Origin of the sequence: Salinisphaera orenii subsp. halophila YIM 95161, from assembly GCF_003732545.1 — a bacterium.
Taxonomy (GTDB): Bacteria; Pseudomonadota; Gammaproteobacteria; order Nevskiales; family Salinisphaeraceae; genus Salinisphaera; species Salinisphaera orenii_A.
In genome coordinates, this window is the sequence record NZ_AYKF01000109.1 from 1 (window position 1) to 16,940 (window position 16,940).

Genomic DNA, 16,940 nt, shown 5'->3' on the forward strand with positions numbered 1-16,940 from the left:
GCGGTGAAGATGTCGAAGACCCGATATCCGCTCAATCGGCAAGCCGCGCCGCTTAAGTGAACGGCATTACGGCCGAAGCCGGGCTTTTTTGTGGACGACCGCCGAGGCGATCAGCCGGCGCGCTTGGCCTTGAGCTCCAGGCGCCGCGCGTGCAACACCGGCTCCGTGTAGCCGGAGGGCTGCTCGACGCCCTTGAAGATCAGATCGCTCGCGGCCTGGAAGGCCACCGAATCGTCGAAGTCCGGCGCCATGTTGTGGTAGCTCGGATCCCCCTCGTTCTGGCGATCCACCACGGCGGCCATGCGTTCGAGCGTCTCGCGCACCTGCTGTTCGCTGGTGACGCCGTGATGCAGCCAATTGGCCACGATCTGGGAGGCGATCCGGCAGGTCGCGCGGTCTTCCATGAGCTGGGTGTCGGTGATGTCGGGCACCTTCGAGCAGCCCACGCCCTGATCGACCCAGCGCACGACATAACCCAGGATGCCCTGACAGTTGTTGTCGAGTTCCTTCTGGATCTCGTCGGCCGACAGCTCGCGGTCGAGCAGCGGAATCGTGAGCAGATCGTCGAGATAGTTCTCGCGACGGGATTCCAGCTCGGCCTGACGCTCGAGCACGTTGCAGCGATGGTAGTGGATGGCGTGGAGCGTGGCCGCGGTCGGCGACGGCACCCAGGCGCAGTTGGCGCCCGCCTTCGGGTGGCCGATCTTGGCCTCCATCATGTCGGCCATGTTGTCCGGCGCGGGCCACATGCCCTTGCCGATCTGCGCCTTGCCGCGCAGGCCAACGGCCAGCCCGGTATCGACGTTGTTGTCCTCGTAGGCCTTGAGCCAGGGCTGGGATTTCATCTCGCCCTTGGGCAGCATCGGGCCGGCCTCCATCGAGGTGTGGATCTCGTCGCCGGTGCGGTCGAGAAAGCCCGTGTTGATGAAGATCGTACGCTCGCGCGCCGCACGGATGCATTCCTTGAGGTTGACCGTCGTGCGGCGCTCCTCGTCCATGATGCCGACCTTGAGCGTGTTCGGGCTCAGACCGACGGCCTTCTCCACGGCCGCGAACAGCTCGACCGTGAAGTTGACCTCGGCCGGGCCGTGCATCTTGGGCTTGACGATGTAGACGCTGCCGGCACGGCTATTGGTGTGCGGGCCGTTGCGCTTGAGGTCGTGCAGGGCGATCGTGCCGGTGGCGAGCGCATCGAGGATGCCTTCCGGAATCTCGTTGCCCTCGCCGTCCAGCACCGCCGGCGTGGTCATCAGGTGGCCGACGTTGCGCACCAGCATCAGGCTGCGCCCCGGCAGGGTCAGGGCCGAACCGTCGGCGCCCGTGTATTCGCGGTCGGCGTTGAGCTTTCGGGTGATCGTCTTGCCGCCCTTGTCGACCGTCTCCTGGAGATCGCCCTTCATCAGGCCGCACCAGTTGGCATAGACCAGCGCCTTGTCCTCGGCGTCCACCGCCGCGACCGAGTCCTCACAGTCCTGGATAGCGGTGACCGCCGCTTCCATGAGGACGTCCTTGACGCCGGCGGCGTGATCCTTGCCGATCGGATGCTCGGCGTCGATCTGGATTTCGGCGTGCAGTCCGTTGTTGACCAGCAACACGGCGTCGGGCGCGGACGCCTCACCCTGATAGCCGGCGAACTGCTTGCCGTCCCGGAGCGTGGTGTGGCTGTCGCCGACGTCCACGGCCAGCTTGCCGTTGTCGATGCGGTAGGCGGTCGCATCGGCATGCGAGCCCTCGGCCAGCGGAAACGCCTCGTCGAGGAAGTCGGCCGCCCAGGCCATGACCTTGGCGCCGCGCTTGGGGTTGTAGCTCGTGCCCTTTTCGGCGCCGTCGCTCTCGGGAATGATGTCGGCGCCGTAGAGGGCGTCGTACAGGCTGCCCCAACGGGCGTTGGCCGCATTGAGCGAGAAACGCGCGTTGGTGATCGGCACCACCAGCTGCGGCCCCGGCACGGTCGCGATCTCGGGATCGACGTTCTCGGTCGAGACCTGGAAGTCCTCGCCCTCGGGCACCAGATATTCCAGCTCCTCGAGCAACTGCTTGTATTCGCCGAAGTCGAAGGCGTCGCCGCGGTGTTCGCGGTGCCACTTGTCCAGCGTTTCCTGGACATCCCGGCGATGCTTGATCAGGCCGGCGTTGCGGGGGCCGAACTCCGCGACCAGATCGGCCAGCGTCTGCCAGAACGCATCCGGCTCGACCCCGGTGCCCGGCAGTGCCTTCTCGATCAGGTCGTGTAGCGGCTTGCCGATCTGCAGGCCCGCCTTTTCGATACGCTCAGTCATAGCTCGCCCTTGGAAATGTGGATCGCGGCCGCGTCAGCACGCCGCACGCGTCGAAACAAACGGGAATGATAACAAAACCGGCTCCCTCGACGCCCCCGACCTTCGCCTACCGACGGGCCGCCGGACGCGCCCGCGTACGCTGCTCCAGCCGCCTCAGGAATTCGCCCATGATGCGATCGTAGAGCGCGTCGCCGAGCACCGCGTCCTCCACCCCGGCATCAATGCTCGGGTTGTCGTTGATCTCGATCACGCGGATGCCGGCCGCAGTCTGCTTGAGATCGACGCCGTACAGGCCGTCACCGATCAAATTCGCCGCGCGCACCGCGGTTTCGACCACCTCGGCCGGCGCCTCCTCGACCGCCAGCGTGAACGAATCGCCCTCGCTGTACTGACCGTCGTCGCCGTGCTTGACGATCTGCCAGTGGCCGCCGGGCATGGCGTACTGGCATACGTAGAGCGGCTTGCCGGCGAGCACCCCCACGCGCCAATCGAACTCGGTGGGCATGAATTCCTGGGCCAGCGCGAGCTCGGAATCGTCCAGCAGGCGCGCGGCGATCTCATCGAGTTCGGCACGATCGGCGGCCTTGAACACGCCCTTGGAGAACGCGCCCTCGGGCGCCTTGAGCACCATCGGAAAACCCAGCAGCCCCGGCAGACGCTCGACCTCGCGCTCGCCGAAGATGCAGGCCCTGGGCGCGGCCACCCGATAGCGGCTGAGCAGTTCGGCCAGATACACCTTGTTGGTACAGCGCAGAATCGAGGTGGGGTCGTCGATCACCACCAGCCCTTCGCGCTCGGCGCGGCGCGAGAACGCGTAGGTGTGATGGGCCAGGCGCGTGGTCTCGCGGATGAACAGCGCGTCGAACTCCGCCAGGCGGCCGAAATCGCGCCGCGAGATCCGTTCGACCTCCAGCCCCAGGCGGCGCCCGGCCGCCACGAACTGCGCCAGCGCCGCCGCATTCGACGGCGGCTGCGGATCGTCGGCGTCGACGAGCATGGCGACGTCGAAGCGCGCCGCCCGGCGCTTGCGGGCGGAACGCCAGCCTTTGGCGACGTGCGCATCCAGCGCGCGGGCCAGACAATCGGCCTCGCCGGCCTCCAGCGCGCGGATCGACAGCGTGCGCAGCCCGGCCACGCTCACCCGCTCCTTGCGACGGCGCAGATCCACGTGCAGCAGCGGCACCGCGAACTGTTCGAACAGCCGGCGCGCGAGCGGCGCCAGCACCGGATTCTCGCACTGGCCGAGACAGACGTTGAAGTGCGCGGGCAAGGCGGCGCGCTCGGCATCGTCCAGCGCGTCCAGATATTGGGCCAGCGCCGGGATCTCGCTGCCGTAGAGAATCTTGCGCGACAGATCCTGCAGCGTGGCCACCGAGGCGAGCACACGGTGCCCGCGCGCCTCGGCCAGCAGCGAGCAGTAATAGCCCAGGCTCTGGTAGCGCATGCTCCGGCACAGGTTGATCACGTGCAGCTCGGCCTCGGCGAAGGCCGGATCGCTGAGATACTCGTCGGCGATGACCAGCCGCACCGCCGGCGCGGCGCCCTTCCAGTCGCGCCGCGACTCCACCACCACGATCGGCTCGGCCATCGGTTCGTTCTACTCGCTTGGGGGAGACAGGATCTTCTCGAGGCGCACGCCATCCTCGCGCCGCGCGCCGGGGCCTCGATAGTAATCGCAAAGCGGTGTCGTTTCGCGATAACCCGCATGCGCGAACAATGCCCGCGAGGCGTGATTCGACGCACGTGCCTCGGCCCGCATCAGAGTGCAGCCCTGCACGAGCGCACGCGCCTCGGCTGCCGCGAGCAGCGCAGCGGCGATGCCGCGCCCGCGGGCCGCATCGCTCACCGCGATCGAATACAGCCGTGCCACGCGGCTGGCGCGCCGATAGAGCACCACCACATCGGCCACGATCGCCTCATCCAGCACGCACACCAGAAAATCCGCGTGGGCACGGGTGAGCAGATGACGCAGGCTGCGCCGGCTCTGGGCATCGCAGGTGAAGCAGGCCGCCTCGAGCGCGGCCACGGCGTCGAGATCGGCCGCACGGGCCGCACGAATCGCGTTGGAGACAGCGCCGGGCATGGCCGCGAGTATAGCCGGCCACGCCCGGTGTCAGCGGTTTTCGAGCGCCGGGGAGCGCACCCGCGCGCCGGCCGCTACTTCGGCTGCAGCTGATTGATGAGCGTGCGCGCCGCGGCAGCCGACGAGTCCGGATTCTGCCCGGTCACCAGATTGCCGGCGACGACCACGTGCGAGGCCCAGTCGTCGCCGCGCGAGTAGTTGGCGCCGTTGTCCTTGAGCATGTCCTCGACCAGAAACGGCACCACCTCGGTCAGGCCCACGGCTTCTTCCTCGCTGTTGGTGAAGCCGGTCACCTTGAGACCGTTGACCAGCGGCCCGCCCTTGTCGTTTTTCGCCCGGCGCAGCACGCCCGGCGCGTGACAGACCAGGCCCAGCGGGGTGCCGTCGGCATAGCTGCGCTCGATCAGGCCGATCGAATCCGCGTCTTCGGCGAGATCCCACAGCGGGCCGTGGCCGCCGGGATAGAACACCGCGTCGTAGCGATCGTTGGCGACGTCGGCCAGCCTGTGGGTCGAGGCCAGCGCCTGCTGAGCATCGTTGTCCTGCTTGAAACGGCGGGTGGCCTCGGTCTGGGCCTCCTCGCCATCGCTAGCCGGGTCCACCGGCGGCGCGCCGCCGGCCGGCGAGGCCAGCACCACTTCGGCGCCGCCGTCGCGAAACACATAGTAGGGCGCGGCGAATTCCTCGAGCCAGAAGCCGGTCGGCTTGCCCGTGTCGCCGAGCGCGTCGTGCGAGGTCAGTACCATCAGTATCTTCATCGTCACATCCTGTCGGTGATCCAACTGTTGTCGATGCGGCCGTTCGCACGCCGTTGCAAGCGGGCCCCGTACCGCAACGGCACGAGGCTGACCGGTCGAATCGCGCCACTAGCACCGGCGCGGCCGCCGGTATGGCCGACGAGCCTACGGCACGGTCACCACGATTTTGCCGAACTGCTGGTTCGATTCCATGTAGCGGTGCGCTTCGACCATCTCGGCAAAGCCGAAGGTACGCGACACCGTGGCGGTAAAATCGCCGGCTTCGAGACCGTCGGTGACGAAGCGCTTTCCGCGCGCGAAGCGTTCGGGATCGCCGATCACCTCGAAGAGCGTATAGCCGCGCATGGTCAGGGCCTTGTTGAGACCCTTGATCAGCGGGAACGGCGTCGGCTCGCCCGACAGCGCGCCGTAGACGAACAGGATGCCGGCGGGCGCCATCGCGTCCACCAGCGTCTCCACGCCGGAGCCGGCGACGGGATCGAACACGACCCGCGCGCCGGCGTTGTCGGTGATGCGCATGACTTCCGCGGCCAGGTCCTGTTCCTCGGTGGCGATCACGTGGGCCGCCCCAGCCTTCTTGAGTTCGTCGACCTTGGCCGACGTGCGGGTCGCCGCGATCGAGATCGCCCCGACGCGGTTGGCGATCTCGATCGCCGCCAGGCCCACGCTGCTGGAGGCCGCCGGGATGATCACGGCATCGCCCGCCGCGAGTTCGCCGATCTCGATGAGCGCGCCGTAGGCGGTGAGAAACGGCATCCAGACGGCCGAGGCCTGCACCGCATCCAGGCCCCGCGGGCGCGGAGTCACGGCATGGGCCGGCACGATCGCGCGCTCGGCATAGAAGCTGTAGTCGTTCATCGAGAACGCCGGAATCACCGAGACCGCATCGCCCGCGGCGACGCCGGTCACGTCCGCGCCCACGGCCTCGACGATGCCCGCGCCTTCGTAGCCGATGCCGGCGGGCAGCTTCGGATCCTCCAGATAGGCGCCGGAACGAAACATCGCCTCGGCGCGGTTGAGCCCGATCGCCTCGACCTGGACGCGCACCTCGCCGGCGCCCGGTTCGCCGACCTCGACGTCCTCGTAGCGCAGAACCTCGGGGCCGCCGGTCTCGTGAAAACGTATCGCCTGGGTCATGGTGACTGTTCCTTAGCGTCCGGCGCATGCCTGCGCGCCGGCTGTGATTCGAGGCACGCGATCGGGATCGCGTGTACTGCCCTGTTGATGGCCTCGACGGGCCGGCGAATCAAGGCTTACCGCACGCCGGCGACGATACGCGCCGCGTTCAGCGCGGGTGGCGCCGGTCTTCGCTCACACGCCCGCGCATCGCCGCGCCCGCGGCGTGGAGTCGCAGCAACGCGGCCACGGCGAGGCGGTGGACCGGCGTGAACACCACGAGCGGCACCGTGAGCAGCGCGGTGACCACGCCGCCGATGAGCACGTCGCTGAACCAGTGCGCGCCGGCGACCAGCCGCGGCAGCACGCAGCACGTCGCCAGCACGAGCGACACCAGGCCATAGCGCCGCCCTGCGAGACACCACACCAGAAAAGTGAAGGTCGCCACCACGGTGGCGTGATCACCGGGAAAACTCCGGGCCGAATGATCCTTGACGTGAAAGCCCACCTGCGCGGACAGGCGGGTGAACGGCTGCAGCACCAGCGACGGGCTCGCCCGGCGAACGTCAGTGAAAAGCCACTCGCGCGTCAGCCCGACCAGCACCACCAGCGTCACGACGATCAGCGCCGTGCGCGCGACACGCTCGGCGCGCGGGGCGTTGCGCCCGGCCACCACATAGATGCCCAGCACCCCGAACAGCACCAGCGCGGCCACATAGTCGAACACGCGCAGATTGGCGCTCGCCCAGAACAGCTGTTCGGCATGGCTGGTGCGCACCAGCGCGTTCAGATCGAGCGCGATCCAGGCATCGAGGCCGTCCCATAGCGCCCGCGTCGCCGGCACGCTGTAGGACAGCACCAGCAATGCCGCGATCGCATAGGCCGCGATCAGGCCGCGCGGGTTCCAGGGGTGAGGAATACGGGCGTGCATGGCATATCGGACTGACGGAGGGTTACGGAATTATCCGCTCTTCGATATTTGTTTGCACTATACACTTACCGCGTTCGATCCCGCGGCAGACGAATGCGCACGATCAGCCCGCCGCCCTCGGCGTTGACCAGCCCGATCTCGCCGCCGTGCCCCTGAACCACCGAGCGCGCGATCGACAATCCCAGGCCGGTGCCGCCGGTTTCGCGGCTGCGTGAGGCCTCCAGCCGCACGAACGGGTCGAACACCCGCTGCATGTCGGCGTCGTCGATGCCCGGGCCGGTATCGGCGATTTCGAGCACGACCGACTCGGCGCCGTCGCTGAGCGTGAGCGTGGCGCGCTCGCCGTAGGCCAGCGCGTTGTCGATGATGTTGCGCAGCGCGCGCCGGATCGCCACCGGGCGGCACACCAGCGCGACGCGCCCCTCGGGCTCGAAGACCACCGCGGCGCCGCTGGCGCGGTAGTCCTCGCACAGGGCATCGACCAGGGCCGACAGATCCACGTTGCGCGTGGCCTCGGCGGCGGTCTCCTCGCGCATGAAGGTCAGCGCGGCCTCGCTCATGCCGGCCATGTCCTCGAGCGTGCGCGCCATCGAACGGGTGTTGTCGTCGTCGGGCAGAAACTCCAGGCGCAGGCGCAGCGCGGTGATGGGCGTACGCAGATCGTGGGCGATGGCCGCGACCATACGCGTGCGCTCGGCCATGAAGCGGGTCAGGCGCTCGCGCATGCGGTTGAATGCGGTGATCGAGCGCCGGATCTCCTCCGGGCCCCGTTCGGGCAGCGGGTCCACGTCCTCGCCGCGGCCGAAACGCTCGGCCGCGCGTGCGAGCTCGCGCAGCGGGCGCGTCATGCGGCGGCTGGTCACGACCACGATCATCACCATCAGCAGCGCACTGACCAGCAGCGTGGTCAGCGACGACTGCGCCCAGCGCCGGGTCGGGTCGAACAACCGCTGGCGCGCGCGGAGCCACTGGCCCTCGTCGAGACGCACGGCCAGACGCAGCGCGTCGCCCGCCTGGCGATTCGGGCCATGCGCCAGCCCCGGCCCGATCGCAACCCGCAGCCGGGCGACGTCCACTTCCATCCCGCGGGCGAGATCGCGTGCCATGCCGCGCGCTTCCGGGCTGTGCTGCTCGAACAGGCGGCCGGGCGAGTCCGCCAGGCGATAGCGCAGGTCGCGCGTCGACAAGGCCTTGACCACGTCGGCGCGATGCACGGGCGGCACGAAATCGAGCGTGCGCATGGCACTGGCCACGCTCTCGCCCATGTTCGACAGCACCACGCGCTCGAGAAAACGATCGCGCTCGTGCATGAAGATGAAGAAACTCACCAGCTGGGAGACCACCAGCGCCAGCAGCGTGAGCGCGACGATGCGCCCGGACAGGCTGGCCGGCACCACGCGCATCAGTCGGCCTCCGTGGCCGGATCGGCGACAAAGCGATAGCCCCCGCCCCAGACCGTCTTGATCAGCCGAGGGCTCGCCGGGTCGCGTTCGATCTTGCGGCGCAGCCGGCTGACCTGATTGTCGACGCTGCGATCGAAGACCTCGGCGTCGCGGCCCTGGGTCAGATCCAGCAGCTGCTCGCGCGAGAGCACGCGGTTCGGGTGGCGCACGAACGCCAGCAGCAGCCGGTACTCGCCCGTCGACAGGGCGACCGCCAGACCGCTGTCGTCGACCAGCTCCTGCTGGGCGACGTGGAAAAGCCAGCGATCAAAGCGCACGCTGGCCTCTTCCGGCTGGTTGCGCTGGGCGGGCAGCGCGGTCGCGCGCCGCAGCACCGCCCGGATGCGGGCCAGCAGTTCGCGCGGCGAGAACGGTTTGGTGACGTAGTCGTCCGCCCCCACTTCCAGACCGATGATGCGGTCGGTCTCATCGGCCACCGCGGTGAGCAGGATCACCGGGATCTCGGTGGTCTCGCGCAGCCAGCGGCACAGGCTCAGACCGTCCTCGCCCGGCATCATGATGTCGAGCACGATCAGATCCAGGGCCGCTTCGCGCACCACCCGACGGGCGTTGGCGGCGTCGGCGGCGGCCGACAGACGAAAACCGTGATCCCTGAGATACCGGGTCAGCGAATCGCGGATGTCGCGATGATCGTCGACGACGAGAATATGCGGCTGTTCGGCCATCGGCGCATGGGGGACGGCGAATGTGGCGTCAATATACCGCGCACGACATCCGTTGCCCGGCCGATCGTGTATCGATGTCCGGCAGATCGGGCCGCTGACACACTCTGCGACAATTTCGTCGGCCACGGACAGACTTGGCTGACATTTCGCCCCCTTAATAGGACACGTGCCAGGCGGCCACCGGCCGCGCACAGCCAACCCCGAAGGAGAGACCCATGAAAAACCGTGTCCTGCTCACCGCAATCACCGCCGGCCTGCTCGGCACCTCCATGGCGCACGCCCACGGCGACCGCGACCCCGGCAAGATGTTCGACGCGCTGGACGCCAATGACAACGGCCAGCTCAGCCAGGAGGAGCTGTCGAACATGCACGAGGCGATGGCCAAGCTCCGTTTCCAATCCGCCGACAGCAACGACGACGGCAAGATCGATCGCGACGAGTTCATGGCCAAGGCCGAGCAGCGCGCCGAACGCATGTTCGAGCGCATGGACGACAACGACGACGGCACGCTCGATGCCGACGAGGCACAGCCGCACCACGGTGGCAAGCACCACAAATCCGGCAAGCATCATGACGGCGACAAGCCGCACCATGACAAATCCGAAGATAAGGACAAGGGCGAACACCGCAAGGACGGCCACGGCGACCGCAAGGGCAAACACGCCGAGAAGATGCTCGAGCGCATGGACAGCGACGACGACGGCAGCGTCTCGCGCGACGAGTGGAACGACGCCATGGAGCGTGCCCACGAACGCCATGACGACAAGAAGACCGACGACCAGTAGGACATGACCGAACTGTCCGCCCCATCGCGCCGGCGCACTCGCGCCGGCGCTCTTGCATGGCTTTGCCCGCCGCGGTGCGTGCTGCGCGCCCGCGGGCTGACGGCATGCGCACTCGCGCTGCTGATCGCCGGCTGTGCGATCACGCCGGTCGACGAACTCGCGCGCCCGGCCTTCGAGATGCCCGAACGCTTCGCCCGCGACGGCGACATCCCGATGCGCGCCGACTGGTGGCAGACCTTCGACGACCCCGCGCTCGACCGTCTGGTCGACCGCGCCCTGTCCAACAATTTCACCCTGCGCTCGGCCTATGCCCGCGTCGAACAGGCGCGGGCGACGCTCGCCGCCGAAGGCGCGGCGCTGTTCCCGAGCGTCGACGCCAGCGCCGAACAGAGTGCGACACGCCGGTCGAGCGGCGACAGCGTGAGCACGAGCGTCGCCGGCGACGATTTCGATCTCGTTCAGGACCGATCCAACTGGAGCGATACCCGATCGCTGCAGTTCTCCGCCAGCTACGAGCTCGATCTCTGGGGGCGGCTGCGCAACAGCCGCGAAGCGGCGGCGTTCGACACCCGCGCCGCGGACGCGGCCCTCCAGGCGGCCGCGATCTCGGTCGCCGGCGACCTGGCCAGCAGCTGGTATCAGTATCAGGAGCTGCGCGAGCGCATCGCGCTGCTGGAAAGCCAGATCGAGACCAACCAGAACGTGCTCGACCTGACCACCTTCGCGTTCAAGCAGGGCCAGGCCGAAGCGGCCGACGTACTGCGCCAGCGCCAGGCGGTCGAATCCGTACGTGGCCAGCTCGAGCAGGCCCGCGCCAGCGCCAAGGTCGTGCGCCACGCGCTGGCCGTACTCGTGGGCGTGGCCCCGGGCGAGTTCGAGCCGCCGGACGGGCGCGACCTGGTCGAACTGCCGGCGCTGCCGGACACCGGCGTGCCCGCGGATCTGCTCATGCGCCGGCCCGACGTGCGCGAGCAGTTCTATACCGTGGCCGCGGCCGACCGGCGGGTCGCGGTCGCCGTGGCCGAACGCTACCCGCAGCTGTCGCTGTCGGCGAGCCTGTCCACGAGCACCGACGGCGCCAGCCTGTTCTCCAACTGGGTGACCCAGCTGGCCGCCAGCCTGACCCAGCCGGTGTTCGACGGCGGCGCGCTTGCCGCCGAGGTCGACCGCAGCGAAGCCGTGCTCGAGGAAACGCTCGCCGGCTATCAGCAGAGCCTGCTCGAAGCACTCGCCGAGGTCGAAGACGCACTGACCAACGAATATCGCCAGCGACGCTATATCGAACATCTCGACGAACAGCTGCGGCTCTCGGCCGAGACCGTCGACAACCTGCGCCTGCGCTATCTGCGCGGCGCCGCCGATTATCTCGACGTGCTCGACGCCCTGCTCACCCGACAGGATCTGCAGGTGGAATATCTCAGCGCACGGCGGCAGCTGCTGGACTACCGCATCAACCTCTACCGCGCGCTGGCCGGCGGCGTGGGCGAGGCATCCATCGCCGGGCGCGACACCGAACCGCTGGCCGTACCCGCCGCCGACAACGAGCCCCAACCATGAACGCGTCCCACTCGAACCGCGCGCGCATCGGCCGCGCACTCAAGGTGATTCTGCCACTGGCCGTGCTCGGTGCCGGCGTCGTGGTGGCGCTGATGGTCCTGGAGAGTCGGCCGACCGCGCCGCGCGCCGAACCGACCGAGCGCCAGGCCCGTCTGGTGACCGTCACCCCGGCCGAGGCGGCATCCCCCACGATCACGCTCGACGCCAACGGCACCGTCGAGGCCGCCGATTCCACCACGTTGCGCCCGCGGGTGTCCGGCCAGGTGGTGGCACTCGAGGACCGGCTCGCGCCCGGCACGCGTTTCGAGCAGGGCGACGTGCTCGCCCGCATCGACGACACCGACTACCGCCTGGCACTTAATAGCGCCCAGACCGATCTGGCCAACGCCCGCGCCGCGCTGCGCGTCGAACAGGGCCAGCAGGCCGTGGCCGAGCGCGAGCTCGCGCTGGTCGGCACCGAGGTCAGCGACGACGAACGCGATCTCGCCCTGCGCGGTCCGCAGCTCGAGCAGGCCCGCGCCGAGGTAGAGGCCGCCCGCACCGCCGTCGAGCAGGCCCAGCTCGACCTCGACCGCACGGCCGTGCGCGCGCCCTTCGACGGCATCGTCAGCGAGCGCAGCGCCTCCGTCGGCGATGTCGTGGCCACCAGCGACAGTCTCGCCACACTGGCCGCCACCGACGTCTACTGGGTCGACGTATCGGTACCGGTCGACCAGCTGCGCTGGATCCATGACGCCGGCCCGCAACGCAGCGGCTCGCCGGCACGTGTGCGCTATCCGGAGGCCTGGGGCCCGGACGTGTCGATTGCCGCCGAGGTGCTGCGCATCCAGCCGGCGCTCGAGACCGCGGGCCGCATGGCACGCGTGCTGCTGCGCGTGCCCGACCCGCTGGGCGCGAACGCGCCCGACAGCGGCCCGCAGCTGCTCATCGGCGCCTACGTCACCGCCGGCATCGAGGCGGACATCCCGGCCGACAGCGTCGCGATCGACTCCGGCTTCCTGCACGAAAACGACCAGGTCTGGGTGATGACGGCCGATGCCGAACTCGATATCCGCACGGTCGACGTGGTCTACCGCGACGCCATCGAGGCGATCGTGGCTTCCGGCCTGGACCCCGGCGACGCGGTGGTCACCAGCGATCTGACCGCACCGATCCAGGGCATGCCCGTGCGCGTCCAGGACGACGCCCCCCATGACCCGACCGAGAATCCGGCCGCGGCGGTGCGCGAGGATGAAGACGAAACCGCGGCCGGCGACGATGTCCGTGACCGCGACGGCCTCGACCTGCGGCTGTCGACGCGGCTGCCGATCGATCGGCCGGACCCTGATGCCGGCGACGCGCCCCGCTCATGAGCGAGCCGAGCGACAACACGCCCCGCCGCGGCCCGATGGCCTGGATGGTGGCCAACCGGGTGACGCCGAACCTGCTGATGTTCGCGCTGCTGGCCGGTGGTCTGCTGATGACGACGCTGATCAAGCAGGAGGTCTTTCCAGAGTTCAGCCTCGATCAGGTCAGCGTGACCGTCGCCTACCCGGGCGCGACCCCGGAACAGGTCGAACAGAACATCGTGCTCGCCATCGAGGAGAAGGTGCGCGATATCACCGGCATCGAGGACATGACCGCCACTGCCGCCGAGGGCAGCGGCTCGGTCACCCTCGAGCTGTCCGAGTCCGCCGACGGCCAGGCCGTGTTCCAGGACGTGCAGCAGGCGGTCAACCAGGTCACGACCTTTCCGGCCGACGCCGAGCGGCCGGTGATCTCGCTGTCGGACCACCAGCGCGACGTGCTCGACGTGCAGCTCTACGGCGACGTCGACGAAGCTGCCCTGCGCGCCTACGCCGAGGAGGTGCGCGACCGGCTGCTGCAGTCCCCCGACATCACCCAGGCCGAGCTCGAAGGCGCGCGCGACTATGTGGTGCGAGTCGAGATCTCCCAGCAACAGCTGCGCAGCTACGGCCTGACGCTGGGCGACGTCTCCGAGCGCATCGCGGCCTCGGCCGTGGACGTGGCCGGCGGCAGCGCCGACACCGACGCCGGCGAAATCCTGCTGCGTCTCAAGGGTCGGCGCGACCAGGCTCGCGAGTTCGCGCGCATCCCGATCGTGACCACCGATTCCGGCAGCGTCATTCATCTGGGCGATATCGCCAGCGTCAGCGAGGGCTTCGAGGACAGCAAGACCGAAGCCACCTACGACGGCGCGCACTCCATCGGCATCGCGGTCTATCGCGTGGGCAGCCAGACCCCGATCCAGGTCTCGGAAGCCACCCGCGCGGCGCTTACCGAGATGGAGTCCGATCTGCCGCCGTCGATCCAATACACCATCAGCGGCGACAGCTCCGAGGTCTATCAGCAACGCCTCGACCTGCTGCTCAAGAACGCCTTCATGGGCCTGGCACTGGTGCTGATCGTGCTCAGCCTGTTCCTGGACATGCGCCTGGCGTTCTGGGTGACGATGGGCATTCCCACCGCCTTTCTCGGCGCTTTCCTGTTCCTGCCGCTGATGGGCGTGACCATCAACATGATCTCGATGTTCGCCTTCATCATCGCGCTGGGCATCGTGGTCGACGACGCCATCGTGGCCGGCGAGAACATCTACGAGCGCCGCGAGCGCGGGGCGAGCTTCATGGAGGCGGCGATCGGCGGCGCCCGCGACGTGGCCCTGCCGATCTCGTTCTCGATTCTCACCAACATCGCGGCCTTCCTGCCGCTGCTGCTGGTACCCGGCTTTCTCGGCAAGCTGTTCGGCGTGATCCCGCTGGTGGTGATCACCGTGTTCCTGGTGTCGTGGGTGGAGGCGCTGTTCATCATGCCCGCGCATCTCGCACACGGGCGCAACCGGCGCGGCAATCGCGTCTCGGCGGCCATCCATCGCTATCAGCAGGCCTTCTCCAACGGCTTCTCGACGCTGGTATCACGCTACTACGCGCCGCTGGCGACACGGCTCGTGGTCCATCGCTACCTGACGGCCGCGATCGGCGTGGCGGTGCTGCTGGTGGTTCTCGCCTGGGCGGGCAGCGGCCAGATGGGCTTCACGCTCATGCCCAAGGTGGAATCCGATCGGGCTCAGGCCACCCTCACGCTGCCCTATGGCACGCCGATGGACCGCATGCAGGCCACCCGCGACCGGCTGGGCGAGGCCGCCGAGCGCGTGATCGCGGCCAACGGCGGCGACGATCTCGCCACCGGCGTGTTCGCCACCATCGAGGAGAACAGCATCGAGACGCGGGTCTATCTCACCGCCGCCGACGTGCGCCCGATCACCACCGCCGCTTTCATTCGCGAATGGCGCGACGAACTCGGCGAGATCGCCGACCTGCAGTCTTCTCAGTTCCAGTCCGACGCCGGCGGCCCCGGCGCGGGCAAGGCGATCACCGTGGAGCTGTCACACCGCGACACGGACACGCTCGATCGCGCCGCGGAGGCGCTCGCGGCGCGCATCGGCGAATTCGCGGGCACCACCGACATCGACAGCGGCGTCGCCCAGGGCAAGAACCAGATCGAATTCACTCTCAACGACGCCGGTCGCAGCCTCGGACTGAGCAATGCCGACGTCGGCGCCCAGGTCCGGGCGGCCTTCTACGGCGACGAAGCCCTGCGGCAGCTGCGCGGGCGCAACGAGGTCAAGGTGATGGTCACGCTGCCCGAGGCCGAACGGGACAGCACCGCGGCGATCCGCAATCTGCTCATCCGCACCCCGGAAGGCACGCGAGTGCCACTGCATCAGATCGCCGACATCGACTACAGCCGCGCCTACACGGAGATCACCCGCCACAACGGTCGCCGCAGCATCGAGGTCACGGCCAACGTCACGCCCTTCGATGCGACCAGCCGCATCACCCAGGCGCTCAACGCCGAGACCCTGCCCGAACTCGCGGCCGACTATCCGGGCCTGACCTATGGCTACTCCGGGCGTCAGGAGGACACGGCCGACTCGATGCGCTCGCTGTTCATCGGCTTCATCCTGTCGATGGCCGCCATCTACATGCTGCTGGCGATCCCGTTCGCCAGCTACATCCAGCCCGTGATCGTGATGATCGCGATCCCGTTCGCGGTGGTCGGCGCCATCATCGGTCACGAGATCATGGGCTATTCGCTGTCGGTGATCAGCCTGATGGGCGTCGTCGCCCTGGCGGGCGTCGTGGTCAACGATTCGCTGGTGCTCATCCACTACGCCAACACATTGCGCAATGCGGGCGAGAACGCGATCGACGCCGTGCGCCTGGCCGCGGTGCGCCGATTCCGCCCGATCCTGCTCACCACGCTGACCACCTTCGGCGGCCTCGCGCCGATGATCTTCGAGACGTCGCTGCAGGCGCGCTTCATGATCCCGATGGCGATCTCGCTGGGCTTCGGCATTCTGTTCGCCACCGGTATCACGCTGGCCCTGGTGCCCTGCTTCTACGTGATCGTCGAGGATCTGCGTACCGGCATCGCCCGACTCGCACCCGCCTCCCAGCACTAGCGTGCCCGGCCGACGCTGGTACGACCGTTCGCGCTGGAGCCCGCACGGGCCGCAGTCAAACCGGCACGTGCAGCCGGGGGCCGGGTGCCGCGGCGAAGCCGATGCGCGGGCGGGCGGGCCTTTCGTCGCAGTCCACGTAGCCGGGGCTCTGCTCGCATTGACCGGGCGCGCGTGCCCGACCCGCGGCCGAGCGGTTATCCTTGGCTCATGTCCGACCACACCCCGCGTTCATGAAAGCGCACGCCGCCGTCCTTCTTCTGCTCGTCGGGCCGCTGCTGGCCGCCTGTACCGGCAACGCCGGTGTCCGGACGGATACGGGGCCGGGCGCGGGCGACACCGTGATCGCGGTGCCGGACACGGGCGGCATGCTCGGTGACCGGCTGCGGCGCAGCCTGTCGCAGCGCGGCTGGTCGCTGTTGCGCTACGACCCCGAGGCACTCGAGCGCAGCCGCGACTACGCGCGGCTCGCCGCGCAGGCCCGCTACCGGCTGACGCTCACCGCCCGCCGTATCGGCAATTGCGGCAGCGAGATGCCGAGCTATATCTACAATACGGCGCTGATCGCCAACGAAAACGGGCATGTCGCGCTGGCCCTCACCGGTGCGGACTGTCTGGACAGCGTGGCTGCGCGCTTCGAATCCGAGCTGGCGCGACGGCGTATCACGCCGCCTGAGACCGCGGCGGCCGAATAGGGCCGATCAACACTGCATGCGAGCCCGCCGGATGCAGCGGTCGCCGATCGTCGCGGCGACTTCGATGCTCTCGAGCCTGCTAGCCCGGATATTGCACCAAACAGAACGGCGAAGCCGGTATAATCTCTTTAGTAACAACCAATTACTTA

The 16,940-nt window shown here is 68.6% G+C and carries 13 protein-coding genes; 5 read left to right on the plus strand and 8 right to left on the minus strand.

The window, feature by feature from the left end:
- Window positions 1–110 precede the first annotated feature (110 nt).
- From SAHL_RS13545 to SAHL_RS13580, 8 genes are all read right to left on the minus strand, one after another.
- On the minus strand, window positions 111–2,279 hold the full coding sequence (locus SAHL_RS13545) for a malate synthase G (RefSeq protein ID WP_123591949.1): 2,169 nt from the start codon (window positions 2,277–2,279) through the stop codon (window positions 111–113).
- 106 nt (window positions 2,280–2,385) lie between these two features.
- Window positions 2,386–3,867 (minus strand): RimK family protein, encoded by a 1,482-nt coding sequence (locus tag SAHL_RS13550; RefSeq protein WP_123591950.1) that lies wholly within the window; start codon window positions 3,865–3,867, stop codon window positions 2,386–2,388.
- Window positions 3,868–3,876: 9 nt separating this feature from the next.
- Complete coding sequence (locus tag SAHL_RS13555) at window positions 3,877–4,362, minus strand: GNAT family N-acetyltransferase (RefSeq protein WP_123591951.1); 486 nt, start codon at window positions 4,360–4,362, stop codon at window positions 3,877–3,879.
- Between the two features lie 74 nt (window positions 4,363–4,436).
- Window positions 4,437–5,120, minus strand: coding sequence for a type 1 glutamine amidotransferase domain-containing protein (locus SAHL_RS13560; RefSeq protein WP_123591952.1), 684 nt, complete (start codon window positions 5,118–5,120; stop codon window positions 4,437–4,439).
- 144 nt (window positions 5,121–5,264) lie between these two features.
- Window positions 5,265–6,257 carry a zinc-dependent alcohol dehydrogenase family protein gene (locus tag SAHL_RS13565; RefSeq protein ID WP_123591953.1) on the minus strand — a complete coding sequence of 331 codons (993 nt, stop codon included), beginning with the start codon at window positions 6,255–6,257 and terminating at the stop codon, window positions 5,265–5,267.
- Window positions 6,258–6,405: 148 nt separating this feature from the next.
- The gene (locus SAHL_RS13570) at window positions 6,406–7,167 is read right to left on the minus strand and encodes a phosphatase PAP2 family protein (protein WP_245968538.1); all 762 of its coding nucleotides are present in this window, start codon (window positions 7,165–7,167) and stop codon (window positions 6,406–6,408) included.
- A 65-nt stretch (window positions 7,168–7,232) separates the two neighbouring features.
- The gene (locus tag SAHL_RS13575) at window positions 7,233–8,570 is read right to left on the minus strand and encodes an ATP-binding protein (RefSeq protein WP_245968539.1); all 1,338 of its coding nucleotides are present in this window, start codon (window positions 8,568–8,570) and stop codon (window positions 7,233–7,235) included.
- The gene (locus tag SAHL_RS13580) at window positions 8,570–9,295 is read right to left on the minus strand and encodes a response regulator (RefSeq protein WP_123591954.1); all 726 of its coding nucleotides are present in this window, start codon (window positions 9,293–9,295) and stop codon (window positions 8,570–8,572) included. The genes SAHL_RS13575 and SAHL_RS13580 overlap by 1 nt, the downstream gene beginning before the upstream one ends.
- Window positions 9,296–9,510: 215 nt before the next feature.
- Between SAHL_RS13580 and SAHL_RS13585 the strand changes: the two genes are divergently transcribed.
- From SAHL_RS13585 to SAHL_RS13605, 5 genes are all read left to right on the plus strand, one after another.
- Window positions 9,511–10,080 carry an EF-hand domain-containing protein gene (locus tag SAHL_RS13585; protein WP_123591955.1) on the plus strand — a complete coding sequence of 190 codons (570 nt, stop codon included), beginning with the start codon at window positions 9,511–9,513 and terminating at the stop codon, window positions 10,078–10,080.
- 3 nt (window positions 10,081–10,083) lie between these two features.
- A complete protein-coding gene (locus tag SAHL_RS13590) occupies window positions 10,084–11,637 on the plus strand; it encodes an efflux transporter outer membrane subunit (RefSeq protein ID WP_123591956.1) in 1,554 nt (517 codons plus the stop codon).
- Window positions 11,634–12,989, plus strand: coding sequence for an efflux RND transporter periplasmic adaptor subunit (locus SAHL_RS13595; protein WP_123591957.1), 1,356 nt, complete (start codon window positions 11,634–11,636; stop codon window positions 12,987–12,989). Before SAHL_RS13590 ends, SAHL_RS13595 begins: the two co-directional genes overlap by 4 nt.
- On the plus strand, window positions 12,986–16,099 hold the full coding sequence (locus SAHL_RS13600) for an efflux RND transporter permease subunit (RefSeq protein WP_245965417.1): 3,114 nt from the start codon (window positions 12,986–12,988) through the stop codon (window positions 16,097–16,099). Before SAHL_RS13595 ends, SAHL_RS13600 begins: the two co-directional genes overlap by 4 nt.
- A gap of 230 nt (window positions 16,100–16,329) precedes the next feature.
- Entirely contained in the window at window positions 16,330–16,791 is a 462-nt protein-coding gene (locus SAHL_RS13605) for a hypothetical protein (RefSeq protein ID WP_123591958.1), read from the plus strand.
- Window positions 16,792–16,940: the final 149 nt, after the last annotated feature.